This is a genomic window from Acinetobacter sp. 742879 (genome assembly GCF_000588535.1).
GTDB classification, from domain to species: domain Bacteria; phylum Pseudomonadota; class Gammaproteobacteria; order Pseudomonadales; family Moraxellaceae; genus Acinetobacter; species Acinetobacter pittii.
Map to the genome: position 1 here is coordinate 41,726 of NZ_JFYC01000017.1, position 24,321 is coordinate 66,046.

At 40.1% G+C, this 24,321-nt stretch carries 19 protein-coding genes; 7 read left to right on the forward strand and 12 right to left on the reverse strand.

Going from position 1 to position 24,321, the window contains the following annotated elements; genetic code table 11:
• Window positions 1-205 precede the first annotated feature (205 nt).
• Window positions 206-1,438 (forward strand): 3-(3-hydroxy-phenyl)propionate transporter MhpT, encoded by a 1,233-nt coding sequence (gene mhpT, locus J690_RS20415; RefSeq protein ID WP_032037968.1) that lies wholly within the window; start codon window positions 206-208, stop codon window positions 1,436-1,438.
• A 70-nt stretch (window positions 1,439-1,508) separates the two neighbouring features.
• Window positions 1,509-1,967, forward strand: coding sequence for a MarR family winged helix-turn-helix transcriptional regulator (locus J690_RS20420; protein WP_032037971.1), 459 nt, complete (start codon window positions 1,509-1,511; stop codon window positions 1,965-1,967).
• Between the two features lie 95 nt (window positions 1,968-2,062).
• Here J690_RS20420 and J690_RS20425 read toward each other — a convergent pair whose 3' ends face one another.
• Window positions 2,063-3,634, reverse strand: coding sequence for a carboxypeptidase regulator (locus J690_RS20425; protein ID WP_032037974.1), 1,572 nt, complete (start codon window positions 3,632-3,634; stop codon window positions 2,063-2,065).
• A gap of 488 nt (window positions 3,635-4,122) precedes the next feature.
• On the opposite strand from J690_RS20425, the gene J690_RS20430 reads away from it, so the two are divergent.
• A complete protein-coding gene (locus J690_RS20430; protein ID WP_005802836.1) occupies window positions 4,123-4,815 on the forward strand; it encodes a GntR family transcriptional regulator in 693 nt (230 codons plus the stop codon).
• A gap of 43 nt (window positions 4,816-4,858) precedes the next feature.
• Here the strand turns inward: J690_RS20430 and J690_RS20435 are convergent, their stop codons facing one another.
• The 5 genes from J690_RS20435 to J690_RS20455 all read right to left on the reverse strand — a co-directional run bounded on the left by J690_RS20435 (window position 4,859) and on the right by J690_RS20455 (window position 10,990).
• Window positions 4,859-5,803 (reverse strand): PDR/VanB family oxidoreductase, encoded by a 945-nt coding sequence (locus J690_RS20435; protein ID WP_032037976.1) that lies wholly within the window; start codon window positions 5,801-5,803, stop codon window positions 4,859-4,861.
• Between the two features lie 12 nt (window positions 5,804-5,815).
• A complete protein-coding gene (locus J690_RS20440) occupies window positions 5,816-6,892 on the reverse strand; it encodes an aromatic ring-hydroxylating dioxygenase subunit alpha (protein WP_014206162.1) in 1,077 nt (358 codons plus the stop codon).
• A 233-nt stretch (window positions 6,893-7,125) separates the two neighbouring features.
• On the reverse strand, window positions 7,126-8,313 hold the full coding sequence (locus J690_RS20445; protein ID WP_032037979.1) for an OprD family outer membrane porin: 1,188 nt from the start codon (window positions 8,311-8,313) through the stop codon (window positions 7,126-7,128).
• A 12-nt stretch (window positions 8,314-8,325) separates the two neighbouring features.
• Window positions 8,326-9,279, reverse strand: coding sequence for a formylglycine-generating enzyme family protein (locus J690_RS20450; protein ID WP_081405263.1), 954 nt, complete (start codon window positions 9,277-9,279; stop codon window positions 8,326-8,328).
• 25 nt (window positions 9,280-9,304) lie between these two features.
• Window positions 9,305-10,990 carry an arylsulfatase gene (locus tag J690_RS20455; protein ID WP_032037984.1) on the reverse strand — a complete coding sequence of 562 codons (1,686 nt, stop codon included), beginning with the start codon at window positions 10,988-10,990 and terminating at the stop codon, window positions 9,305-9,307.
• 372 nt (window positions 10,991-11,362) lie between these two features.
• Here J690_RS20455 and J690_RS20460 point away from each other — a divergent pair, with 372 nt between their 5' ends.
• The 3 genes from J690_RS20460 to J690_RS20470 all read left to right on the forward strand — a co-directional run bounded on the left by J690_RS20460 (window position 11,363) and on the right by J690_RS20470 (window position 16,470).
• On the forward strand, window positions 11,363-12,709 hold the full coding sequence (locus J690_RS20460) for an MFS transporter (RefSeq protein ID WP_032037987.1): 1,347 nt from the start codon (window positions 11,363-11,365) through the stop codon (window positions 12,707-12,709).
• 31 nt (window positions 12,710-12,740) lie between these two features.
• A complete protein-coding gene (locus J690_RS20465) occupies window positions 12,741-14,021 on the forward strand; it encodes an OprD family outer membrane porin (RefSeq protein ID WP_032037990.1) in 1,281 nt (426 codons plus the stop codon).
• Between the two features lie 250 nt (window positions 14,022-14,271).
• Window positions 14,272-16,470: an OsmC domain/YcaO domain-containing protein gene (locus J690_RS20470; RefSeq protein ID WP_032037992.1), complete on the forward strand. Its 2,199-nt coding sequence runs from the start codon at window positions 14,272-14,274 to the stop codon at window positions 16,468-16,470.
• A gap of 63 nt (window positions 16,471-16,533) precedes the next feature.
• On the opposite strand, the gene J690_RS20475 is transcribed toward J690_RS20470, so the two are convergent.
• The 4 genes from J690_RS20475 to J690_RS20490 all read right to left on the reverse strand — a co-directional run bounded on the left by J690_RS20475 (window position 16,534) and on the right by J690_RS20490 (window position 21,584).
• Window positions 16,534-18,204, reverse strand: a complete 1,671-nt coding sequence (locus tag J690_RS20475) for a GMC family oxidoreductase (protein WP_032037995.1) — start codon at window positions 18,202-18,204, stop codon at window positions 16,534-16,536.
• Between the two features lie 27 nt (window positions 18,205-18,231).
• The gene (locus J690_RS20480; RefSeq protein ID WP_032037998.1) at window positions 18,232-19,125 is read right to left on the reverse strand and encodes an alpha/beta hydrolase; all 894 of its coding nucleotides are present in this window, start codon (window positions 19,123-19,125) and stop codon (window positions 18,232-18,234) included.
• Window positions 19,126-19,197: 72 nt separating this feature from the next.
• Window positions 19,198-20,052, reverse strand: coding sequence for an SDR family NAD(P)-dependent oxidoreductase (locus tag J690_RS20485; protein ID WP_032038001.1), 855 nt, complete (start codon window positions 20,050-20,052; stop codon window positions 19,198-19,200).
• Between the two features lie 44 nt (window positions 20,053-20,096).
• The gene (locus tag J690_RS20490; RefSeq protein WP_032038003.1) at window positions 20,097-21,584 is read right to left on the reverse strand and encodes a flavin-containing monooxygenase; all 1,488 of its coding nucleotides are present in this window, start codon (window positions 21,582-21,584) and stop codon (window positions 20,097-20,099) included.
• Between the two features lie 135 nt (window positions 21,585-21,719).
• Here J690_RS20490 and J690_RS20495 point away from each other — a divergent pair, with 135 nt between their 5' ends.
• Window positions 21,720-22,733 carry an AraC family transcriptional regulator gene (locus J690_RS20495; protein WP_032038005.1) on the forward strand — a complete coding sequence of 338 codons (1,014 nt, stop codon included), beginning with the start codon at window positions 21,720-21,722 and terminating at the stop codon, window positions 22,731-22,733.
• 43 nt (window positions 22,734-22,776) lie between these two features.
• Here the strand turns inward: J690_RS20495 and ttdB are convergent, their stop codons facing one another.
• Together ttdB and ttdA are read right to left on the reverse strand one after the other, a co-directional pair.
• Window positions 22,777-23,385, reverse strand: coding sequence for a L(+)-tartrate dehydratase subunit beta (gene ttdB, locus J690_RS20500; RefSeq protein WP_000722967.1), 609 nt, complete (start codon window positions 23,383-23,385; stop codon window positions 22,777-22,779).
• Window positions 23,382-24,281: a L(+)-tartrate dehydratase subunit alpha gene (ttdA, locus tag J690_RS20505; RefSeq protein WP_000356537.1), complete on the reverse strand. Its 900-nt coding sequence runs from the start codon at window positions 24,279-24,281 to the stop codon at window positions 23,382-23,384. The genes ttdB and ttdA overlap by 4 nt, the downstream gene beginning before the upstream one ends.
• Window positions 24,282-24,321 lie beyond the last annotated feature (40 nt).

The following is a 24,321-nucleotide window of genomic DNA, read 5'->3' on the forward strand; positions in this document are numbered from 1 at the left end:
TCAGTTAAACTTACATTCAAGTCTTTTTTATAAAATTTCATAAATATTTTTTAATTCATTGTATTATAAATACTAATTATTTTTTAAATTAATTTAATATAAAAATATGTTGATTTTTTAGTAAGTTTAACTGATATTTTTGGTGTGTTTAAACAACAATACACAAAGGGCTAAATGGAACGACTAGTCAATAAAGGACAACACAATGGAAAAAATATCAGGACAGCCTTCAAGGGCAAAAATCACGTTGCTACTGTGCTTTGCCATAGCAATTTTTGAAGGGTTTGATCTTCAATCAATGGGGGTAGCCGCTCCACGAATGCGGGCTGAGTTCATGTTAGACAATGCCCAGATGGCGTGGGCGTTTAGTGCTGCAATTTTAGGGACGTTACCAGGTGCAATATTAGGCGGTAGATTTGCCGATATTGTCGGGCGTAAGAAAATTCTGATTTTTAGTATTTTACTTTTTGGAATTATGTCTTTGCTAACGGCTTATGCTGCTAACTTTAGTTTGCTGTTACTCATTCGTTTTTGTACTGGTTTAGGAATGGGTGGGGCACTTCCAATGATGATTACACTGGCATCTGAAGCTGTACCTGATAAATATAAAGGTACCGCGGTAAGTATTATGTATAGCGGTATTCCTTTTGGTGGATTACTTACTTCTGTAGTTGCCATGTCGTTGGCTGGCGATGCAGAGTGGCGTCATATTTTCTATATTGGTGGGATTGCGCCAATTTTACTCATTCCACTGATTATGCGCTTTTTACCTGAGTCAAATGATTACCTGCAACGTAAAGGTCAAGCGCAAAAAACGACTCCATTCTTGGAAGTTTTATTTGCAAAAGAGCGTCGTATGTCGACCATTCAACTTTGGGTCAGTTTTTTCTGTACGCTGGTGGTACTGTATTTCTTGTTGAACTGGTTGCCGTTACTGATGGGCGCGCAAGGCTTATCGAAACTTCAGGCAAACTATGTACAGATGGGCTACAACGTTGGTGGAATTTTAGGTTCAATTCTCATGGGTGTATTACTTGATAAATTACGCATGAGTTTTGTGATTAAGCTGATTTATCTCGGTATTTTATTTTCGCTTTGTTGTTTAGCAATATCCCCAACCGTTGCTTTACTTGCACTTTCGGCAGTGGGCTGTGGCTTATTCATTGTGGGTGGGCAATCGGCGTTGTATGGTTTGGCTGCCATGTATTATCCAACCGAAATGCGTGGAACCGGAGTTGGCGCTGCGGTTGCAATCGGGCGTATTGGTTCGTTTGCTGGACCTTTAATGGCTGGTTTTTTACTCTCGCTTGGGCAAAGCTCGACCATCGTGATTGGTTCAAGTATTCCAGTGATTTTAATTGCAGCGATCTCTGCATTACTTCTTGTCAAGAAACCTAAACAGCCTGTACATTTAGTACAAAGCTCAGGTGCTCGCTAAGTTTTAACGAAAGTATGGGGTTAGAACCTCATACTTTCACTACAGATTTTCTTATGATGAATGAAAGGTTATGGTACGTTCGAATTTAGTTCCAAAAAAAGTAGAAGATGAGCCTAAGTTAAGTTATATGATTGCTCGTGTTGACCGAATTATTAGTAAACATTTAACAGAACATTTAAAAGAGCTTGAAATTACCTTGCCGCAATTTACTGCACTTTCTGTTTTAGCTTCAAAAAGTAATTTATCCAATGCCAAGCTTGCTGAGCGCTCTTTCATTAAGCCGCAATCTGCCAACAAAATTTTGCAAGATTTACTGGTGAATGGTTGGATTGAGAAAAACCCTGACCCAACACATGGCCGCCGTATTTTAATTACACTGACAGACAGCGGTATTGATAAGCTAAATAAATGTAATGAAGTGGTTTTGAAAGTTGAAGAAAAAATGCTTGAAGGCATTGATATTAACTTGGCTTATTTAATTCGTAATAACCTCGATATTATGGTGAATAATCTTAAAAATTTTAAATAATTTAGATTAAGATTTTCTAAAATTAGTAAATTATACTAATAAATTGAAAAACAGCGATCTAAAGATTATTTAAATCGCTGTATATAATACTAAATTTATTTAGAGCAATATTTTATTGCAGATGGAGAGACTGTTGGTTCTGAATTTAGCCATTGTTTTGTTGGGGTCACTGTAATATCACAATTTTCAGCAACTTTAATTTTAAATGCACTCCAATAGAAGCTTTCTCCAGTATTTGAAGTAGGTGTAAAAATTTGAGTTCCTTTCATTGTGTTTAATTCAACTTTTATTGGTGAACCATAAATACCTGGATTGGATGTACCAGAATAGTTGTGAACAAAATAATGGTAATCACCTACCATTAATTTACTTAATGTGATCACTTCAGGGCCATAACTCGTCGTATCATCAACATCTAAACTTATAAAAGGATGTCGCAAAAGCGCTCCCTGATCGATGAATGAAACATGACTGCCATCCGGGGCTAGCATATGCGAGTCAATATCATCGGGGTTTTGGCCCCAAGTCAACCTAACCGTAATATTTTGGCTTGGCTCTGTTAAAATTAAGCAATCATTTAAAGTGCTATTTGATGCTAATACAGTATGTTCAACGGTATTACTGCGTAAACTATTTGCTTGACCATTAATTAATACAATAGAGTTTTGTTTTGCTGCGGCTAAGAACTCACCATTATTATTGGTATTAGTAATGGTGTAGCCAGAGTAGTCTTTGCCCTCAAGCAAAATTTGAGCATTAGCAATTCGTTTTCCACTTGAATCTGCTAAGCAGCCAGCAACATTTGTGGTCTGATAAGGAATATCTGCATTTACAACATTTAATGTACTTGAGCTACCTGCGTAGAAACGATTTCCGTTGTTATCCGTCTGTAAGGTGAGTGTTTGGTTACCATCCTGAAGCCAATAACCACGAGTAGGGTCAAAATAATAAAGTGGAATGGTAGCAGGGGCAATTCCTCTCGCCATTAAAGGAATACGAATATTAGCCAATTGGTTAGCTATCAGTTCAACTTTTGCACCAGTGCTATCTCTCAAATCAACAACCATGGCTCCAAAACTTTCCAACGGTGCTCTTGTATTGTTCACTTGAGTTGCTAAATCGCCTGGCATATTGCGCACTTCTTGTGCAGTGTTAATGAGTGCAAAACTCACATTTACATTACCTTGAATAGGCTGTCCATCTACACGTTTTAGACTATTTGGGGCAATAACAACTTGAGCTGTACTGTTTGCTAAGTTTACCGTTCCACCAGTGATGGCAGAAACAGACCCTCCTAAATTTAAAGGTATGAGTTGAACAATAATACCTGAGAGTTCTTGCTTATCCACTAAATCGACAGTAACAAATTGATCTGCATAACCAGTTTTACTAATTTTAATGACAGATCGACCAACAGCAATTTTTTGTAGTTGTGCTTTACCTTCTATATCAGTATTTAATGATACTGTTTTATTTACTATGCTAACTTGAGCATTATTAATTTGATTACCTGTAGTATTATCAAACACTTGTAAGGCAACACTTGCGGAAGGAGTCGTAACAGGTGAAGTTTCATTTGGATCATTATCGCTATCATTACAAGCCATTAAGCCCATACTTAATGCAATAATTAGCGGTAATTTTTTAAAAAATAATAAATTTCTCATCGATAAATCTCTAATCTGATAAATATAAATAATTTTTAAAATTGTCGTTTTAAAGCTGTGTTATTAATTTTAAAACGAGAATAAAGTCATCCTTTTTAATGAGTGATTTGAAAGTAAATATTTAATAAAAGGTGATTAAATACCTATAATCTAAAATAAATGAGTTTAAAATATATTATAAATTTATTTTTTATTAAAGAGGTTGTTTTGAAGATTTATTATAGAGTGGTTTTTAAATTACTCTTAATAATCAATATTTTTATTTATATTATTTAATAAATTTACGACTATATTTTATCAATTTAAAAATAAAAAATAAGTTAATTTTGATATGACAGTAAACCAAGTTGAGTACTTTTTTAAAAAATTAATTTAATCTTGATCCATAAAGTGGATGCTTATAAATGTCTGAGCTGTTAGATTCACACAGAAAATTTATTTCATTTTGCAAATGAACTTGCTAGCATCGAAGTGACGTTTTTGGTGATGTGTGGCAGCGAATGTCTTCAGGACAACAAGTTTTACTTAAACTAAGAAAAATGATTATTTCAGGGGAACTTGAAGGCGGTGCCAGAATTGCCGAAATTCCGACTGCCGAGTTACTTGGTGTTTCAAGGCAGCCTGTTCGTATTGCCTTTCGGTTGCTCGAGCAAGAAGGCCTCCTCATTAAAAACCCAACTCGTGGTTACACGGTTCGTGAAATTTCAGAACAACTGGTACATGACGCACTTGAAGTACGCGGTGTTCTGGAAGGTTTGGCTGCGAAAACTTTGGCAGAACAAGGCCTAAGCGAAGAACAAAAAAAGACGCTACAACATTGCATTCAAGAAACTGAAAAACTATTTAATGAAACAGACGAGTTTGGTGATGCTGAACTGGAACGTTATCACCATTTCAACGTCATTTTTCATGACACGATTATTGAAGGCGCGCAAAACGTCGCACTCATACAAGCCTTGGCGAAAAATAATCAGCTACCAATGGCATCTGCTCAAGCTATTACCTATGACCAGAATCAAGCTTTGTCTGAATATCGTCGTTTGCACTATGCGCATTTACAACATTGTTCGATTTTCGATGCATTGGTACATCGTCAGGCAGGGCGTGCTGAAACTTTAATGCGTGAGCACAGTAGTGTGGTGATTTTGGGTGAAACGCTAAGAAATGTTCTCAGCGCCTAAGGTAAAATAAGTTCCTTTATTTTCGAATAAAGGAACTTGAGTATTAAAGCTCAATCACAAGATTTTTAGTTTTTGCACGAGAACAGCAGGGCGTAAACTGGTTATTTAGTGCATGTTCCTCATCGGTCATAAACATATCTCGATGATCTGGAGTGCCTTCTACAACGCGTGTAATACACGTGCCACAAATACCTTGTTCACACGAAACAGGAATATCAAAACCATTTGCAATTAATGCTTCAGTAGCAGTCTGCTCTGGTAACACTTCAATTCTGCGGCCTGTACCTTTTACTTCAATGGTAAAAGCTTCATCATTAGACGTATCTACTTTTTGGGCGACAAAATGCTCTTGATGTAACTGTTCACTATGCCAACCCGCTTGTTCGGCCGAGCTCATGACAAACTGCATAAACCCTGTAGGTCCACACACATATAAATGTTTATCAGGTGAAGCTTGGCCCAAAACCTCTGCCATATTACATTCGGTGTCTGGTTGGTCTTGAATGTGAAAATGAACTTGGTCACCAAAGTGTTCGGTTAAGTTGCCATAGAAGGCAATCATTTCATGACTACGAACGAAGTAGTGCAATTCAAAAGGAATATTGGCCGACTTGAGTCGATATGCCATCGACAAAATCGGGGTAATACCAATACCACCCGCAAATAAAACCGCCTGTTTGGTTTGAGGGTGAATCTCAAATAAATTACGTGGCTCACCAATTTTTAAATGATCGCCTTCACGATATTCATTGTGAATGCAACGTGAGCCACCGCGTGAATTGGCATCATGTAAAACACCAATGACATAGCGATGCTTTTCAGTGCAGCAGTTTGAAAGTGAATACTGACGGGTGAGGCCGTTTTTTAGGTGCACATCAATATGCGCACCTGCTTCAAAACTCGGTAGCTCTGTACCATTTGCTGCAACCAATTCAAACGCACGAATGGTCGGGGTGAGCTGGTGAATTTTCTGAATAATAACGTCCATGTTCATACTCCTTTAAATAATCCGAATGTTTGGAAACTTCTGTGCGGATGTTTCAGGAGGTGTTTTATTTTCTTCGGCAAGCAGTCGCTCAATCACCTTGCGAGACTGTACACCGCCTGCATCGATATTGAGCATCAGTAATTTGCGATGTGGATTATTTAAAATATTTTGTTGCTGTTGCTCCAGCATTTCTAAATCTTCAGTAAAGATTTTACCTTGGCCTTCACGAATTTGATCGGTGAGTTCAGCATTATCTGGCTGGAAGTTACGTGCCATTCCCCAGAAATACCAGTGAGAGGTTTCGGTTTCTGGCGTAATAAAATCAACCACAATTGAGGAAACTTTTTTGTCTTTTGGTGCGTGATAACCACCATGTCCAGCATGCGCTACACCTACTTCAATGTGGACATTACTTGGCGCAAAGAAGTGGCAACGTTGCCAACGGTCAACAGGTACATCATCTGCTAAATGATTACCGCGAAGGGCCATTTGCCAAAATGGAGGTGCGATCACATTTTCCATATAGCGTTCGGTAATGACATGGTCGCCGTCAACTTTAGTGACAGGCAATGATTCATCAATCTCTTTTTGCCCAATACTGCTTGAGTGAACATAGGTCTCGTGGGTTAAATCCATCAGGTTGTCGACCATCAGGCGATAGTCACACTGAATGTGAAACAGGCCTCCGCCATAGCTCCATTCAGGATGATCTGCCCATTCTAAAGTTGGCAGTTTTGCTTCTTCTGCTAAAGCTTTCTCGCCTGGCCATACCCAAATAAAGCCGAACTTTTCGACAACTGCATATGCTTTGTTGCAAGGGAAACCATTTACACGTTGAGCTGGCATTGAAACGGTCTTTCCGTCACAACCCATGACTAAACCATGATAACCACACACAAGGTTGCCATCTTCTACATAGCCAAGTGAAAGTGGGGCGCCGCGATGGGGACAAAAATCTTCAACGGCTGCAACTTGGTTTTCTTTACCGCGATAAAAAACAATTTTTTCACCACAAATAGTGCGACCTAATGGTTTGTCTTGGATTTCTTCTGGGCGGCAGGCAACATACCAAGCATTTTTAATAAACATTGTGACGACTCCTTATCACTTATTGGATCCAATTTATAATAAATAAAAATATTGGTCAATTGATAAGCAGTATATTTATTCAAAAATATTGTTCTTTAAAGTTGGTTAATTTGTATATTTTTAAATATTGTTAAGGACTTTTGCTATTCTTTGGAATTTTAGAGTGAAATTTTTATTAGTTTTTATTTGGATCCATAATAGCTTCAGTTAAGCCATTATGGGAGTGTAAAGATTTAGAAATTAACTGTGTAGTGAAGCATCATGCGCTGTTCATCCAGACTTTTGCCATGTTTGGTGTCGTAGTTAATATTTAAGAAAAGAAACTTAAGATTTTTAATCCAAGCATTTAGGTCGTATTGAATCAACACGTCACTTTCTTGCTCAAAATCATTTTGATTCATGGTCTGAAATGAATCACCATAAATATATTTATAGGTCACTTTTAGACCCTTGATGTAGTCTTTAAAGTCATACGAGGCAACGAAATGATAAGACTTTTCATCTGCTTTGGTAAACGCGCCTAAGGTCCAGTTCACCATATGCGGGATGGGTATATTGTCGAGTTTGGGAATACCATCTTTGCCAAAGTTTTCTTGGTAGCCAATTCCAGTTGTAAAGTTGCCATGTTTAATGAAATGCATAGCCCCTACAGATGTATTGTCATATTCTCCAAGTTTTGATTTGCCGACATCATCGTGGCGAAACACACGTAATTTTGTGGTGTGCTGTTTTGTCCATTGATAATCAAAAGCAAAGTAACTTTGATTGATGAGGTCAGTTAAATAGCCATTATAAAATTTCCAGTGGTATCGAGGTGTTTTGCCATCCCATTGAAAGAAATAGAGTCCGTCAGATTCATGTTTTGATATGGCTAGTTTGTGGTAGTCCTCCTCATTTTTGGGTGAATAACGGTTAATCAAACCCAGCTCGAAATTTTGTTGCGGTGTCTTATATTTTAATTCCAAGCCTTTATAGTTCACTCGTAATTGATGTGTATCCACTTGTGGCGTAAGTGGTGAGTCGGGAGTGATTTCACCTACATTCATGCGAAAGTTTTGATATTCAACTCCAGCACCTAAGCCATATTTAACATAGTCTTGCGCTTGTTTTTTTGTGTTAGGGTCAAAAGGTATGACCATATCATTGGTATGTTGGTCGTTACTTAGGCGATATGCATATTGGATGCTTGGATTGAGGTGGAGCTGTACATCATTAAGCTTGGTTGACCAGTCACCACGATAAATCAGACCTTGGCTCAAGCTATGAGTATCGGGACTAGTACCATTTTCATATTGTCTGTCGAAGTTGAATGTTTTTAGTGTGAGTGTATTTTGAAAATTAACATCTACTTCACTATGAGCTAAACAACAGGCAAGGGTTGTCCCTGAGAAGAAAATCCCATAAATAAAAATATGCTTCATTTTTAAATCCGTTTAAAAGCGTTTTACTGTTCTAAATCCGACATGGCTGGTGGCAAGGTCGAGTTCCTGTGGATGCCTCGCGGCAGCACGATAACGCGCGCAATAATTGGTTGCACATAAATAAGATCCACCTTTAATCGTATATTGCAAAATCTGTTCGTGACTTTGCCGATATTTCGAGGGATCTCCCATATGGTGATCTCTTGGACCTGTATAGGGTGTTTGCGTCCACTCCCATACATTGCCAATCAAGTCATATAAGCCAAATGGGTTTTTACTAAAACAGCCAACAGGGGCAACATCCTTAAAACCATCTTCCTGAACATTTTTATATGGAAATTCACCTTGCCAGAAATTGGCTACAATATGGCCTTCATGGGTCGGGCCAATATCGGAATTTTGCTGAAAACCTTTGGCTGCATATTCCCATTCAAATTCGGTCGGTAAGTCATGACCTAGCCAGTTTGCATAAGCGTAAGCATCATTCCATGTCACCATACGAACAGGCTCATGAGGTGCTGGTTGTTTAGGGTTGTTTGGGCCCCATGGATGTTTCCAATTGGCGCCTTTTTCAAATTTCCACCACTGTAATTCTTCAACTGGATGATCTGGCTGTACAAACATAGCTGCACCACCTTGCTTTTCTGCATCGCTGACATAACCCGTTTGTTTAACAAACACTTGAAATTGGGCATTGGTGACTTCAGTTGCATCAATTAAAAAAGCGGGAACGGAAGTTGTCTGTAAATTTAATGGGCGTTCATCTTCATAACCTTGTGTAGTGCCTAAAACAATTTTTCCTTGCGGAAGCTTGACCATGCCTGCTTCTTTATTGTTAGGCCATCCCGAAGGAAGGCCTGAATAAGAAGTACATTTAGCTTTAGTGCCTAGGTCGGGCAAGGTGGTCTGTTCTAGTTGAGGTGTGGCTTTTTGGCACGCACAAAGTAAGAGAAACGATGAAAGCATCATGATCTGTTTCATCTGGTTTTCCCTACTTTTTATTGTATTGCTCAAAATCCACAACACCATTTTCATCAGCATATCTTAAATATTTGTCATTTAAGACTTTGACGATTTCAGGATGTTCTGCGTAAACATTATGTTGCTCATTAAAATCTGTTTTTAAATTGTAGAGTTCCCAACCGTGGCTTTTAAATTTAGAAGGTGAGTTTTCAACAAGTTTCCATTCGTCAGTTTTGGCGTAGCGGCTGCCATGTAATTCTTTAAAGTCATAATAATTAACAGGGCGAATACGGGCAGTATTATCCTTAAAAGCAGGGATCAGACTAAAACCAGATGGTTTAATTTTGGTGCTTGAAGTTGGATAAACCTGATTATTTTGAATCCCCGCGAGTTCCATCACAGTTGGGAATATATCTCTGACTGTCGCAAAGTTATTGTTGATTCCACGTTGTTTAGAAATTTGCACAGGTGACTTAACAATAAATGGAACTCGCACACCGCCTTCTGAAGCAGCTGACTTCCAGTGGGTAAATGGTGTGCTGCTCACTTCGGCCCAGCGTGGTCCCATGTAAACATATGAGCTGGCATTGCCTATATTTTCATAGCGATTGTCGGCATCACCCATTGGGAAATTATGATCACCACCTTCAGCGCCGTTATCTGACATAAATACTATCAAAGTGTTGTCATATAAATGATGCTTTTTAAGATATTGAATAACATCGCCCACTCGATCATCTAACTGGGTGACCATGCCAGCATAAACTTCCATTTTACGCGCTTCGTATTTGCGCTCTTGTGGTGTAAGTTCATTCCAGCTTTTAGTACCTAAAGCTTGATTACCACGCTCGACTGTGTATTCTGCATTTGCAGGAATTAATCCTAGTTGCTTTTGTCTAAGAAAGCGTTGTTTGCGAATTGCATCGTAGCCTTGATCATATTTACCTTTATATAAGTCTCTATAATGAGCAGGTGCTTGTAGTGGCCAGTGTGGAGCGGTATAGGCTAGGTAGGGAAAAAATGGTTTTTGCGCTTTATTTTTGTCTAAGTACTCAAACGCTTTTTGCGTAAAAAAGTCGGTTGAGTAGTAGTTGTCTGGCAATGTAACCTTTTGACCATTTTCTGTGTATTGAGTATTACGCGGATAGTTTTTGGGTTGGTCTTTAAAGTGTAAATCGAAGCCATCCAGCAGAGCAAAAGATTGATCAAAACCACGGGCTTTAGGGTTTTGTTCGGGAGCATAGCCTAAGTGCCATTTACCGACCATGAAGGTGTAATAATCTTTTGTCTTTAAAATCTCTGTGAGTGTATAAGCATTTTGCGTTAAATGACCTGAATAGCCATCAATTTTGAGGAGTGCACGCGGGCTATCGGCGCCAACCAATTTTTCTTGTCGTTTTGAAGTTTCATACATCGCACCTAAACCTACCAAGTGGTTATCTGCACCTGTCATAAGTTGTGCACGAGTAGGTGAACACATTGATGAAGCATGAAAATTAAAAAGCATTTTTCCTTGCTTTAACAAACTATCAATATGAGGGGTTTTAATTTCGCCGCCATAAGCGCCAATATCTGAAAATCCAAGATCATCGGCCAAAATAATCATGATGTTAGGTGGTTGTTGATTTTTTGGAGGTGCTGCTTGCGCTGTGTAAAACAATTGGCTGGCAAAAAAAAGTCCCAATGTGAGCTGACTTACTCTTTTGAGTTTCATAACAACAATCCTTTGATGTTTTAAAAATGCATCTTGCATTTCCTGGAAATAAACTGAGCTTTTTTTGGCTAAAAAATGCTCTGGAATCGATCATAATAGATTTTTTAATATGGATCCATAAAAATATTCAAGCATTCTAATTTTATGTTTTTAATAATTTTATACTTATATAATTTATGTGTTTATATACTTTTTAATAATCCGTTTATAATTTTAGTTGATTTTTTGGATCCAAATATTCAGTATAGAAAAAGAGCAGGATGCTCAAAAAACAAATATTCCTCTAGGTCATTATGGATACGGATATGCATAACCACCCAATCGCTCATCTAGCAATGTCGTGTGTATGTCTTATCCAAGGGAGATACACAAATGGAAAGAGACGTTCTAAGTGAGATCAATCAAAACAATATGAGCCGCTATCAATGGTTCGTTATTTTGATCTGTATTTGTCTCAATATTATTGATGGCTTTGACGTGATGGTAATGGCATTTACTGCTCCATCCGTGTCAGCAGAGTGGTCACTTTCAGGCGCACAAATTGGCTTGTTGTTAAGTGCTGGCCTTTTCGGCATGGCTGCCGGTTCCATTTTTCTTGCACCTTTAGCCGATAAAATTGGCCGCCGTTTACTCATCTTAGTTTGTCTTGTCATTGCAGGTCTGAGCATGCTGGGCTGTGCTTTTGTACAAAGTCACGGCATGTTAGCAGCACTTCGGTTTATTACTGGAATTGGGGTGGGTGGCATCCTTGCGAGTAGTAATGTACTGGCAAGTGAATATGCCAATGCACGTTGGCGCAGTCTTGCTGTGAGCTTAATGTCTACCGGTTACGGAATTGGCGCGACGCTTGGTGGAGTATTATCACTGGCATTGATTGAGCACTTAGGTTGGCGTTCAATCTTTTTAGCAGGAGGGGTGACTACCATTGCAATGCTGCTGATCAGCGCATGGTTATTACCTGAATCTTTAGATTACTTACTCGCGAAACGACCAAAACAGGCACTAGAACGAATTAATGCCACTGTAAATCGTATGGGGCTAAACGAATTACCAGTTATGCCGCGTTATGAAAAAATCAGCACGCAAAATGGCAGTGAACTGGTCAAATTATTTGCAGGACAACTTGGATTTCAAACGCTTTGTTTGTGGTTTGCATTCTTTTTAGTGATGTTTGGCTTTTACTTTGTCATGAGCTGGACACCAAAAATTCTAATTTCAATGGGAATGTCGCCACAACAAGGCGTAAGTACCGGTATTTTAATTAGTATTGGCGGTATTTTCGGGGCAGCTATTATTGGTTTATTGGCATCACGTATGAAAATCTTCTATGCCTTAAGCCTGTTTTTAGGTCTAACGTCTGCATGTGTTTTCCTATTTGTCGCAGTCTCATCTCAAGTCAGCATAGCACTCATGGTGGGGTTATTACTTGGCACACTCATTAATGGCTGTGTGGCAGGTTTATATTCGATTTCTCCAACAATTTATGATGCTGAAATTCGTAGTCGCGGCGTGGGCTATGCAATTGGTTTTGGACGAATTGGAGCAATTTTATCGCCAACGGTCGCAGGCATTTTTCTGGATAAAGGGATAGCACCCGCAACGCTATATGCTTATTACGGCGTGGTGTTTATTTTGGCTATTTTCCTGATTTTAAGTTTGGGTAATGCTTTTTACCGCAGTCAAAAAGAGCAAAACTACTCTCTTAAAACAGCACCTTAATCCATTAAAAATTAAATAGTTGAGATAAAAAATGAAAAAGACGCCATTGTGGGTGGGGGTATGCTTGTGCCCATTATTTAGTCAAGTTGTGCATGCCGAATTTCTTGCAGACAGTAAAGCTGAGCTAACACTACGTAATTTTTACTTTGACCGAGACTATAAAAAGGATCCATATCCCTATACAGCAGGTAGAGATTGGGCGCAGGGTCTAATTTTTAAAGGACAGTCTGGTTATACCGAAGGGACAGTTGGGTTTGGTGTAGATGTACTGGCAATGGCAGGTTTTAACCTAATGGGAAGCCGAGCTGATGACTATGCACGTAGTGGTTTATTACCAGTGAATACCGACAACTCGCGTGATGATTATTATGGAAAAATAGGTATTACAGGAAAGGCTAAATTTAGAAAAAATGAGCTTTTTGTGGGAGATTTAGTTCCACAATTACCAACCATATTTTCATCGCCAGCGCGTTTGTTCCCTCAGACTTATCGCGGTATTCGCTTTGTTTCAAATGAAATTCCCAATCTTCAACTCGAAGGTTTTTATGTCGACGAAGTGCGGCAGCGCGATTCCATTCGTTATACCGATGTTGGAACAGACAATATCAACCATCGTTTTGACAAAGCGGCAACTACCGATTCTTTTTATACATTAGGTGGAAGCTATCAGTTAAAGGACTACCGTTTGCGTGCTTATCATGCAGAACTGAAAGACATTTACCAGCAACAGTTTTTAGGCTTTAACGGCAAACAACCTTTAAATGATCAACTTAATTTTTTAAGCGACGTGCGTTTTTTTAATAGTGAAGAAACTGGAAGTAAAAAAATAGGAGAGGTTGATAACCGCCATATTAGTGGCTTATTTGGTTTGAGCTATCAAAATCATACGATTTCTTTGGGCTACATGCAGTCGTTTGGCTCGACTGGTCTGCCATTTTTGTCGGGAACTGAAAGTCCAGTCGTGCTTGATTTTATGAGCTCAGACTACTCGAATAAAGATGAAAAAGTCTATTCGATTCGTTATGAATATGACTTTAAAAATGCGCGGGTAGGTGATGTTTCATTAAATGGGCTACGCTTTATGACTCGCTACGCAAAAGGTGAAGACATTGATTTGTTGCAATATGGCGATCAGCGTTTTAAAGAAGAGTCGATGGAATTTGATTTAGGCTATAAAATTCCTGAAGGTAAGTTAAAAGGTTTGGGAGTGCGAGCTCGTTTTTCTCACTATCGCAACGATATGCCAAGTAATATGACATTTCATTCGACAAATGAAACGCGTTTGAATGTTGACTATACCTTTAAATTTTAACGTTCAATATTTAACTAAATTCAAGACAAGTTAAAACATTGTGATCAGCAATGTTTTAACTTTAGTTATCAACTTCACAAAATCCCTCTATAATACCGCCAATCTTATTAAAGCCAATTGAGTCGCTCATTAAACATATGGCTTTAATCTCTCATTTTTTAAGTCAATTTCTTCGCTGTGATTCGGCTTATTTTTCAATATTTAGATTTTATGTGTCTGTGCTGACACATAAAAATATTTAGGTGCCAGCATGGAAATCAAGGTTAATTATCTCGACAATCTTCGACAGGAAGCTAAGTTCGATGACTTTACGGTAATTGCCGATCAACCAATTCGCTACAAGGGTGACGGTTCGGCACCGGGCCCATTTGACTACTTTTTAGCATCTTCAGCATTGTGCGCAGCGTACTTTGTAAAAGTGTATTGTGCCGCTCGAGATATCCCAACCGATAATATTCGTTTATCGCAAAATAATATTGTTGATCCTGAAAACCGTTACAAGCAAACCTTTAAAATTCAAATTGAATTACCAGCCGATATTTCAGAGAAAGATCGCCAAGGGATTTTACGTTCGATTGACCGTTGTACTGTTAAAAAAGTGATTCAAACGGGACCCGAATTTATTATTGAAGAAGTTGAAAGCATCGATGCAGATGCACAAGCATTGTTATTGCCAAGCTTAACTTCAGAAAGCCATCCCTATATTCAAGGTAAAGCCCTGCCATTAGAAGAAACTATTGCCAATATGTCTGCCATTTTGGCAAATTTAGGCATGAAAATTGAAATCGCATCTTGGCGTAATATCGTGCCAAATGTGTGGTCATTACACATTCGTGATGCCCAGTCTCCGATGTGTTTTACTAATGGTAAGGGTTCAACTAAAGAAAGTGCTTTAGCGTCTGCATTAGGCGAGTTTATTGAGCGTTTAAACTGTAACTTCTTCTATAACGACCAGTTCTGGGGTGAAGACATTGCCAATGCTGAATTTGTGCATTACCCAGATGAAAAATGGTTTAAACCGGGTCCAAATGGTGAATTACCTAAAGAAATCTTAGATGAATATTGTCTTGAGATTTACAACCCAGATGATGAGTTACTTGGCACGCATTTATATGACACCAACTCAGGTAACGTAGAGCGCGGCATTTGCTCGTTACCTTTTGTGCGCCAGTCTGATGGTGAAGTTGTCTATTTCCCATCAAATTTAATTGAAAACTTATACTTAAGTAATGGTATGAGTGCGGGCAACACTTTGGCAGAAGCCCAAGTTCAATGCTTGTCAGAAATTTTTGAACGTGCTGTTAAACGTGAAATTTTAGAAGGTGAAATTGCACTTCCAGACGTTCCTGAAGACGTATTAGCAAAATACCCGAGTATTGTTGCTGGTATTAAAGGCTTAGAAGAGCAAGGTTTCCCTGTATTAGTTAAAGATGCATCGTTAGGTGGTCAGTTCCCTGTAATGTGTGTGACTTTGATGAACCCGCGTACAGGTGGGGTGTTTGCATCTTTCGGTGCGCATCCAAGTTTTGAAGTTGCGTTAGAACGTAGTCTGACTGAATTACTTCAAGGCCGTAGTTTTGAAGGCTTAAATGATTTGCCTCAACCGACTTTCCAAAGTAATGCGGTCACTGAGCCGAACAACTTTGTTGAGCACTTTATTGACTCAAGCGGTTTGGTATCTTGGCGCTTCTTTAGCTCTAAATCTGACTATGACTTTGTTGAATGGGATTTTTCTGGCGAAGGCGAAGAGTCGAATGCAGAAGAAGCTGCAACATTGTTCGGTATTCTCGAAGAGATGGGCAAAGAAGTATATATGGCAGTATACGAGCACTTAGGTGCGACAGCTTGCCGTATTTTAGTACCGGATTATTCAGAAATTTATCTTGTTGAAGATTTGATTTGGGACAATACAAATAAGGCACTTTCATTCCGTGAAGATATTCTAAATCTCCATCGTTTGGATGATGAGCAGCTTGAGGCATTGGTTGAGCGCTTAGAGGAATGCGAGTTAGACGATTACACTGAAATCACCACACTCATTGGTATTGAATTTGATGACAATACAGTTTGGGGTCAACTCACTATCTTAGAATTGAAATTGCTAATTTATGTTGCTTTACAACAATTTGAAGAGGCAAAAGAGCTTGTCGAAACTTACTTGCAATATAACACCAACACCGTTGAGCGTGGCTTGTTCTATCACTGCATGAACGTGGTGCTTGAAGTGATGTTAGATGAAGAACTAGAGCTTGAAGACTACCTGACTAATTTCCGCCGTATGTTTGGTGACACACGAATGGACGCAGTATTAGGTTCTGTCGATGGTAGCGTTCGTTTCTATGGTTTAACACCAACAAGCATGAAACTAGAAGGACTTGATCGCCATTTACGTCTGATCGAGAGCTATAAAAAATTGCATGCAGCTCGTGCTAAAGCCGTAGCGATGTAATTTAAAAAGCGAAGGAAAAAAGCCTATTTTTAAATAGGCTTTTTTTATAAAACAACTCGCAGTTTAAGCAGAAGCTTTGGTGATCTCTATGGTTTCTGCATCTGCTCTATAACCTTGTTGCTCATCCAAAGTATGTTTAGCGGGAATATACGACATTGCACGTTCCGCAAGAGCTGTAATAGTGAGACTTGGGTTAACCCCCAAATTTGCACCTAACATTGAACCATCCACAACATATAAGTTTTTATAGTTAAAGACACGGTTTTGTCCATCTACCACGCCACGCTCTGGGCTTGAAGCAATTGCGCAACCACCCATACAGTGGGCTGTAAAAGGTACATTAAACAAAATTTCGGTAATAGTCGTCATTGGATGACCATTAAACATTTTGGCGACTTTTTCGGTAAATGCATTGGCCTGCGGAATATACACAGGTAGCTTTTTACCTTCGCTCGATAACACCTTGCCAAAAGGCCAGAACCAATTACGTTTCAAGCGCATGTTAATAGAGGCATCTGCTGTTTGCATCACCAAGAAAATTAAAGTCTGGCGTGCAAAACTGACAGGGTTACTCATGCGAAGGAAAATAAATGGATGGCAAATGAGTGCCCATAACCAAAAGAAGATACGCGTCCAACCCGGTTTACCTTTAGCCATGTAAGTACACATAAGGCCCATGGCATCTGAGCCAGTTTGGTAACGAGTCGCTTCAATGTGAGTGTCATGGTCAAGGTAAATACTTGAACCAATCGCAACCCCTTTACTCATGTCGACATCTTTGCCAAAAAAGCGAACGCCTAAAATCGACTCGGCATTGGTACGTACTCGATTACCCAAATCATCAGAAATATTTGGCAGAGAACCAGACTGTTTTAAACGGAACAGCATTTCTTGCGTACCTAAAGAAGATGCTGAGAAAATCACATTACGAACACGCCATGTACGGCGTTGTTTGTTAAACCATGAGCTTGAACATTCAGTCGTAACTTCATAGCCATCGCTGCCATCGGCTTTACCATTGAGTGGTTTAACATCAACGACTTTGGTTTCTTCATAAACCTTGGCGCCATTTTTTTCGGCAAAGTACAAATAGTTTTTATCTAATGTATTTTTTGCGTTGTGTTTACAACCCGTCATACAACCGCCACATGCGGTACAAGTGCCACGGTCTGGACCTTCGCCGTTAAAATAAGGGTCAGGGTAGGTCTTGCCACCTTCTTCACCTTCCGGTGGAAAGAAAGTTGCAACACGAGTAGGTTTAAATGTATGGCCGACACCGACTGCTTCACCCATTTTCTTTAGCATGTGGTCGGCAGGGCCGAAAATTTTATTATCAGTCACGCCAAGCATACGTTCTGCTTTAGCATAGTGCTGAGGCATTTCATTTTTCCAGTCCGCCGCATCTGCCCACGTGCCTTCATCCCAAATATGTTCAGGTGGAACCAGTAGGGTATTGGCATAGGTAATTGAGCCCCCGCCTACAGCATTACCGCAAATAATGGTGACATGGCGAAAAAAACGCATGTTGAAATAACCGAAAAGCTTCATGCCCGGTCGCCAAATCCAGCGACGGGTATTCCAGTTATTTTTAGCAAAATCTTTAGCTTCCCAGCGTCGCCCCATTTCCATTACAGCAACAGAGTAGCCCTTTTCGGTTAGACGGCAAGCAGAAACACTACCACCAAAGCCTGAACCAATAATGAGGTAATCATAGTCATAATTGTTTGTTGTCATGCCGAGGACTCCTCTCTGGCGATATTTTTATATTGACTGTGTATGTTTATCAATGAATTGCCCAATGCGCTCAATCGAGTCATTAGATTCGTTTAGTATACCCGCGTGGAATTGAAAAACATGTCCGACTCGGTCATAAACCCTTAAGTTCGCCGGAATACCATACTTTTCTGTTTGTTCAGCAAGCCTTTTTGCATCGTCTAATAAGACTTCTTCTGTACCGACATGAATCAAAATAGGCGGTAATCCAGTTAAGTCGGCATAGAGTGGGGAACAGGTAGCATCGGTTGCCAATTTTTGTCCGCAATAGTTTTTTGCACACCATGCTAACCAGTCCTCTGACAGCATCGCATCTTGAGCTGCATGAGTTTTAATCGTGCTTCCAGAGAGGCTTAAGTCAACCCACGGTGAAAGTAAAACTAATGCTGCTGGTAACGGTAACCCTGCATTTCGTATTGCAATTGCAGTACTTAAACTCAGTCCGCCGCCCGCAGAATCCCCAGCGATTATGAGTTTCTTCGGGTCTTGTCCTTGAGTAAGTAAAGCTTTATAAACAGCAACGGCGTCTTCAATAGCAGCAGGGCTTGTGTGCTCAGGGGCTAGGCGATATTCAGGTAACCAGACTTGTGCTTGAGCTGCATGTCCGATTTGAGCAGCAAGCTTGGTGTGACTTTTTGAGCTACCCACCACATAGCCTCCGCCATGTAAATACAAAATGCCGCGTCCTGATTGAGTCGTTTTGGGCTGAATATGGACTGTCGTTACTTGAGCAATTGTTTGCTTTTTTGTTTGATAACCACGTGGCCCAAGCACAATTGCACTGGCTGCATCGCTACAAAAACGTTGTAGCTTTAGTGGTGTTTTAGGGGATAAAGCTGGACGTAGTGTGGTACGGATGGTCCATGCAAGAAGCTGCTTCATAATAAGGACTCATACTAAGCATGTTAGATTAATCAGCATCTCTTAAGATTAAGAGCATGCTGACCACTATTTTTATTTTGCTGATTTGTTGAGTAGGCGAGTTTGCCAAGCAGTCGCGACTGCAAAGATCTTTTGATAGCCTTGCGGAAGAATACGCTGAATCACATCAACGGCTTTTGCATCGGCTCCAATGAGTAAACGGCGACGATTCTTGCGAACAGCTTCCAAAATTTGTTGAGCTGCATCATCAGCAGGGGTGCGAAGTAATTTATCGAAAGCATCCTGACTTTTTAGAGGGTCCATTCCCAAAGACTGGACGCTATTATTCATGCGGGCAGCTTTTGCAATATTGGTGCGAATACCACCCGGATGCACACAGGTCGCACTCACTCCAGCATTTTGTAGATCGAGTTCTTGGCGCAATGATTCAGTAAAACCACGAACGGCAAATTTACTGGCGTTATAAGCACTTTGAGTTGGTTGAGCTGTTAAGCCAAACATACTGGAAATATTAATAATATGCCCATCACCACTTTGCTTTAAGTAAGGCAAAAACTCTTTGGTGCCATAGACTACACCCCAAAAATTAATACCAATCAGCCATTCAAGGTCTTCATAGCTCACACCTTCAGCCGTACTACCAATTGCGACACCAGCATTATTAAAAATCAGGTTAACTTGGCCATGTTCATCTATTACTGCCTTTGCCCAAGTGGCAACTTCATCACGCTTAGCTACATCAACTTTTTGAGTTGTGACTTTGACAGAATAAGGTGCCAAAAGCTCGACTGTTTTAGCTAATCCAGCTTCACTGATATCGGAAAGTGCCAGATGGCAACCTTGTTTGGCTAATGCAATGGCAAGTGCTTGTCCAATACCAGAGCCCGCACCTGTCACAGCTGCGACTTTATTTTTAAAAGACTTCATAAAATTCTCCGTTTATTTTTCTCATTTCCTATGGTGAAGCTTGTTTAAGAAATAGCCGACACCTGAGTGTAGTTTTCAATATCGAAGCGACGAGTACGTTGTCGATATTCAAGAGTAAAACCTGGCCAGTTATTGGTATTTTTGCCATCAGCAGTTTGATACCAACTGGTACAACCTTGTGCCCAGACAGTTTTTTTCATTTTTTCTTGAATGCTTTGATTAAACTCATGTTGAACTTCTGCACGAACATTGGTGAACAAAAGTTTGTTTTGTAGGGTTGTTTGAATGGCATCTAAAATATAATTTACTTGGCTTTCAATCATATACACAATTGAGTTGTGCCCAAGATTAGTGTTTGGACCATAGAGCATAAAGAAATTTGGAAAGCCGCTCACAGTTAAGCCGAGATAAGCTTCTGCACCATCTTTCCATGTGTCTTTTAAGGTGCGGCCATCAAGACCTGTAATCTGCATGGGCGCCATAAATTCTGTTGCGGCAAAGCCTGTACCATAAATAATGGTATCGACTTCACGCAGATTTCCGTCCGTATCTAAAATTCCATTTTCAGTAATTTCTTGAATGCCCGTATTAATCACATCGACATGAGGCTGGGTCAGTGTTTCATACCAGTGGTTAGAGATTAAAATACGTTTACAACCAATTGGGTAATCCGGCATTAAGCGGTGGCGTAACTTCCCATCTTTAACGACTTTACGGATGTGACGTTGGAATAAATATTCCACCAACGGCATTTCATTGAGTGAAGTTGTAAAAGCAAGTAGGCGAATTTCATGGTGTCCATATTGCAAAGCACGGTCTAGACTTTGCAAAATTGGTAATTTACGGAACGCCTTTTTCTCTAAAGGCTGGTAAACCCGATCCGGTTTGGGAATAACATACGGTGCCGAGCGTTGATAAACATCGAGATGGGCAACTTGTTTAGCAATTTCAGGTACAAACTGAATTGCGCTTGCACCTGTGCCAATGACTGCAACACGTTTGCCAGTTAAGTCATAGTCATGATCCCAACGTGCTGAGTGAAATGCCTTACCTTTAAAGTTTTCAATACCTTTAAGTTTTGGATAGGCTGGGCGGTTAAGTTGGCCTACCGCGCCCACTAAAAATTCAGCTTCAAATTGTTCGCCAGTCGTGCTTTGAATGTGCCATACACCTTGCAGAGTATCAAATTCTGCATTGGCTATTTCAGTATTAAATTTAACATGTGGACGAATGTCATATTTATCCGCACAGTGGCGTAAATATTGATAAATCTCTTGAGATGTCCCGTAGCGATTTTTCCAGCCTAGCTCTTGTTCAAAAGAAAAAGAATATAGATGAGAAGGCACATCACAGGCAGCGCCCGGATAAGTATTGTCACGCCAGACACCGCCGACATCGGCAGCTTTTTCAAAGAGCGTAAATTGTTCAAAACCTGCTTGTTTGAGACGAATGGCAAGTCCTAGACCACCAAAACCAGTGCCAATAATGGCGATGCGTACATTTTTATTTGAATTAGACGACGAATTAAACATGGGCTGCTCTAAATCCTTAAAAACAGTGAGCGAAAAAATTGCAATTTCCTGTATGCAGAATAGACGTTTATTTGCTTGATTTAGAGGATGGATGAGGACAAAATATTGTGATTCGAGGACATTCTGAGCAATACAGTGAAGTATGCATGGGCTTTTGAACGCAGTGTACATAGTGTTCGGTTAATGGCTGATTTTGCGGTGGAATCGGGCATTTCTTATCAGACGATTTTGCAAGGGACAGGGCTTAGCCAACAACAATTACTCGACCCTAATATGGTGGTGACAGGCCATCAGGAATTACAGCTGATTCATAACTTGGTTGAGCAACTGGGAGACAGACCAACATTAGGTTTAGAGGTAGGTACGCGCTATCATTTCACCACATTTGGGCCATTAGGTATGGCTCTGATGAGTAGCGCCAGCATTCGTGAAGCACTAGATTTGGCATTGACCTATTTTACATTAACCTTTGCTTTTACCCGCTTTGATGTGTCGGATACACCGCAAGGAATCCGTATCGAAATTGATGAGCAAGATATTCCATCTTCAGTGCGTCAATTCATTATTGAACGCGATGCCGCTGCGCTTATTACGGTACAGCGAGATTTGGTACAGGATAACTTTTGCCAGTATTTGGCTTTTTCTTTCCAACTCAAAGGTGATGCCGAGCCTTATCAGGATTTATTTGGTGTGATGCCAGAATTTGGTGTAGCTAAAAGCTTTGTAATTCTTGACCCGCAAAAAGTAGATCAAAAGCTACTTATGGCAAATGATTTAGTGCTACATACAGCAGAAGAACAGTGCCGTCAAATATTAGAAAAACGCCAATCACAAAATAAATTTACAACCTTAGTGCAACAGCAACTTATGAATGTGCGAGGGGAAATGCCTTCTATGCAAATCGTGGCTGACCGATTGCATTTAAATGCACGAACTTTACGCCGTCACTTGGCATTAGAGGGAATGACTTTTATACAAATTCGTGAAGAGGTCAGGCAGGTTTTAGCTGAGCAGTATTTGGTATTACCAAAAGCTTCGGTTGAGCAAATAGCCGAGTGGTTAGGTTATGCAGAACCTGCCAGCTTTATTCATGCTTATAAAAGATGGCATGGGAAAACACCTCATGCCATGCGTTTAGTACAAAAATAAAAAAATGAAGGGTGCTTTTGCTTTCCCTTCATTAAAGAGCAGTTTATTTAATAAAGCTTAGTTGCTTACTGATTTTTTCTAAAATTGGTGCTTTCTTGGCTTGAAATTCAACTTTGTTTTGTTGAATCAGGTTGTTGCCTTTGGTGTCGATAGAAATAATGAGAGGACCAAATTCTCTCACACGGTTAATCCAAAGGGTTTCTGGCATACCTAGGTCTTGCCATTCAGCGCCTTCAATCTCTTCAACTAAGGTTGCTGCGAGAACTGCGCACCCACCTGGGAAAATGGCATGAACGGCAATATTTTCCTGACATCCAGCAGCTGTTTCTGGTCCCATGCCACCTTTACCCACAATAAGCTTTACGCCAGTTTGCTTGATAAATTCCCGTTCGAATTTTTCCATTCTCATACTGGTTGTTGGACCAATCGAAACCATTTCGAAGTCGTTTTCACCTTTTTTGCGCACAATAGGGCCGGCATGAAAAATCGCTCCGCCTTCAAGGTTAACTGGCAGTTCTCGACCTTGTTCGATCAGTCTGCGATGGGCAACATCGCGACAAGTCACTAAACGGCCAGTCAAATAAACCACATCACCGACTTTAAGGTCTAAAAGATCTTCATCTTTAATAGGAGTTGTCAGAATTTTTTTCATAGTACAACTCCTTCATGAGACAAGATTTCATACGACATATCTGGGTTAATCTTAATTTTGCCACGACGATGTGCCCAGCAACCTGTATTTACGGCAACCCCAATGGTTGATGGGTGGCGTGCAGAAGATTCAATATTGACTCCCATTACGCTGTTATTCCCTGTGAGCCCCTGAGGACCAATACCAATTTCATTAAGACCTTGTTCTAACAGTTGTTCCATTAAGGCAGCGCGTGGGTTCTCACTTGTTGAGTCAACCGGACGCATAATCGCGAGTTTAGAAAGACGAGCTGCGGTTTCAACCGAAGTTGATACGCCTACACCAACCAGTAACGGTGGGCAGGCATTTACACCGCGTTCGGTAATAACATCCATCACAAATTCAGCAACGCCTTCGTAGCCTTGACCTGGCATTAAAACTTTTGCCGCACCCGGTAGGGTACAACCGCCACCCGCCATATAGACATCAATGGTACAAGTGTCGAGTTCAGGCACAATACGCCAGTCTAACCATGGAATTTGAGTACCTGTATTTGTGCCCGTATTTTTTTCATCGAAGGTTTCCACAGCGTTGTGACGTAAAGGACCTATACGAGTTGCCTCAGCAGTTGCTTCGCTCAAAATATCTTGAAGTTCACCAAGCAAAGGGAAGTTAGCACCTGCTTCAACAAAATATTGAATGACACCCGTGTCTTGGCAGCTTGGGCGGTTGAGTTTATCGGCAGCTTGCTGATTTTCTTCCATCGAGTCATAAACTGATTTAGCCAATGGATTGGTTTCTAAAGTACGCAGTTCAATTAACTTGCTTTTCACATCTTTAGGTAGGCGTTTTCCAATGTAAGCCGTAAATTTGGCCATGGTGTCCGTAAGGGACTGGACTGCAATATCTTTGTCCATGTTGTGCTCCTTGAAGAAACTTGTTCAGATCTAATTGGTG

What these genes read in the sequence shown, in the direction of transcription:
- mhpT (WP_032037968.1), top strand. Translation starts at nt 206, where the DNA reads ATGGAAAAAATATCAGGACAGCCTTCAAGGGCAAAAATCACGTTGCTA.
- J690_RS20420 (WP_032037971.1), top strand. Translation starts at nt 1,509, where the DNA reads ATGGTACGTTCGAATTTAGTTCCAAAAAAAGTAGAAGATGAGCCTAAG.
- J690_RS20425 (WP_032037974.1), bottom strand. Translation starts at nt 3,634, where the DNA reads ATGAGAAATTTATTATTTTTTAAAAAATTACCGCTAATTATTGCATTA.
- J690_RS20435 (WP_032037976.1), bottom strand. Translation starts at nt 5,803, where the DNA reads ATGGACGTTATTATTCAGAAAATTCACCAGCTCACCCCGACCATTCGT.
- J690_RS20440 (WP_014206162.1), bottom strand. Translation starts at nt 6,892, where the DNA reads ATGTTTATTAAAAATGCTTGGTATGTTGCCTGCCGCCCAGAAGAAATC.
- J690_RS20445 (WP_032037979.1), bottom strand. Translation starts at nt 8,313, where the DNA reads ATGAAGCATATTTTTATTTATGGGATTTTCTTCTCAGGGACAACCCTT.
- J690_RS20450 (WP_081405263.1), bottom strand. Translation starts at nt 9,279, where the DNA reads ATGCTTTCATCGTTTCTCTTACTTTGTGCGTGCCAAAAAGCCACACCT.
- J690_RS20455 (WP_032037984.1), bottom strand. Translation starts at nt 10,990, where the DNA reads ATGAAACTCAAAAGAGTAAGTCAGCTCACATTGGGACTTTTTTTTGCC.
- J690_RS20460 (WP_032037987.1), top strand. Translation starts at nt 11,363, where the DNA reads ATGGAAAGAGACGTTCTAAGTGAGATCAATCAAAACAATATGAGCCGC.
- J690_RS20465 (WP_032037990.1), top strand. Translation starts at nt 12,741, where the DNA reads ATGAAAAAGACGCCATTGTGGGTGGGGGTATGCTTGTGCCCATTATTT.
- J690_RS20470 (WP_032037992.1), top strand. Translation starts at nt 14,272, where the DNA reads ATGGAAATCAAGGTTAATTATCTCGACAATCTTCGACAGGAAGCTAAG.
- J690_RS20475 (WP_032037995.1), bottom strand. Translation starts at nt 18,204, where the DNA reads ATGACAACAAACAATTATGACTATGATTACCTCATTATTGGTTCAGGC.
- J690_RS20480 (WP_032037998.1), bottom strand. Translation starts at nt 19,125, where the DNA reads ATGAAGCAGCTTCTTGCATGGACCATCCGTACCACACTACGTCCAGCT.
- J690_RS20485 (WP_032038001.1), bottom strand. Translation starts at nt 20,052, where the DNA reads ATGAAGTCTTTTAAAAATAAAGTCGCAGCTGTGACAGGTGCGGGCTCT.
- J690_RS20490 (WP_032038003.1), bottom strand. Translation starts at nt 21,584, where the DNA reads ATGTTTAATTCGTCGTCTAATTCAAATAAAAATGTACGCATCGCCATT.
- ttdB (WP_000722967.1), bottom strand. Translation starts at nt 23,385, where the DNA reads ATGAAAAAAATTCTGACAACTCCTATTAAAGATGAAGATCTTTTAGAC.
- ttdA (WP_000356537.1), bottom strand. Translation starts at nt 24,281, where the DNA reads ATGGACAAAGATATTGCAGTCCAGTCCCTTACGGACACCATGGCCAAA.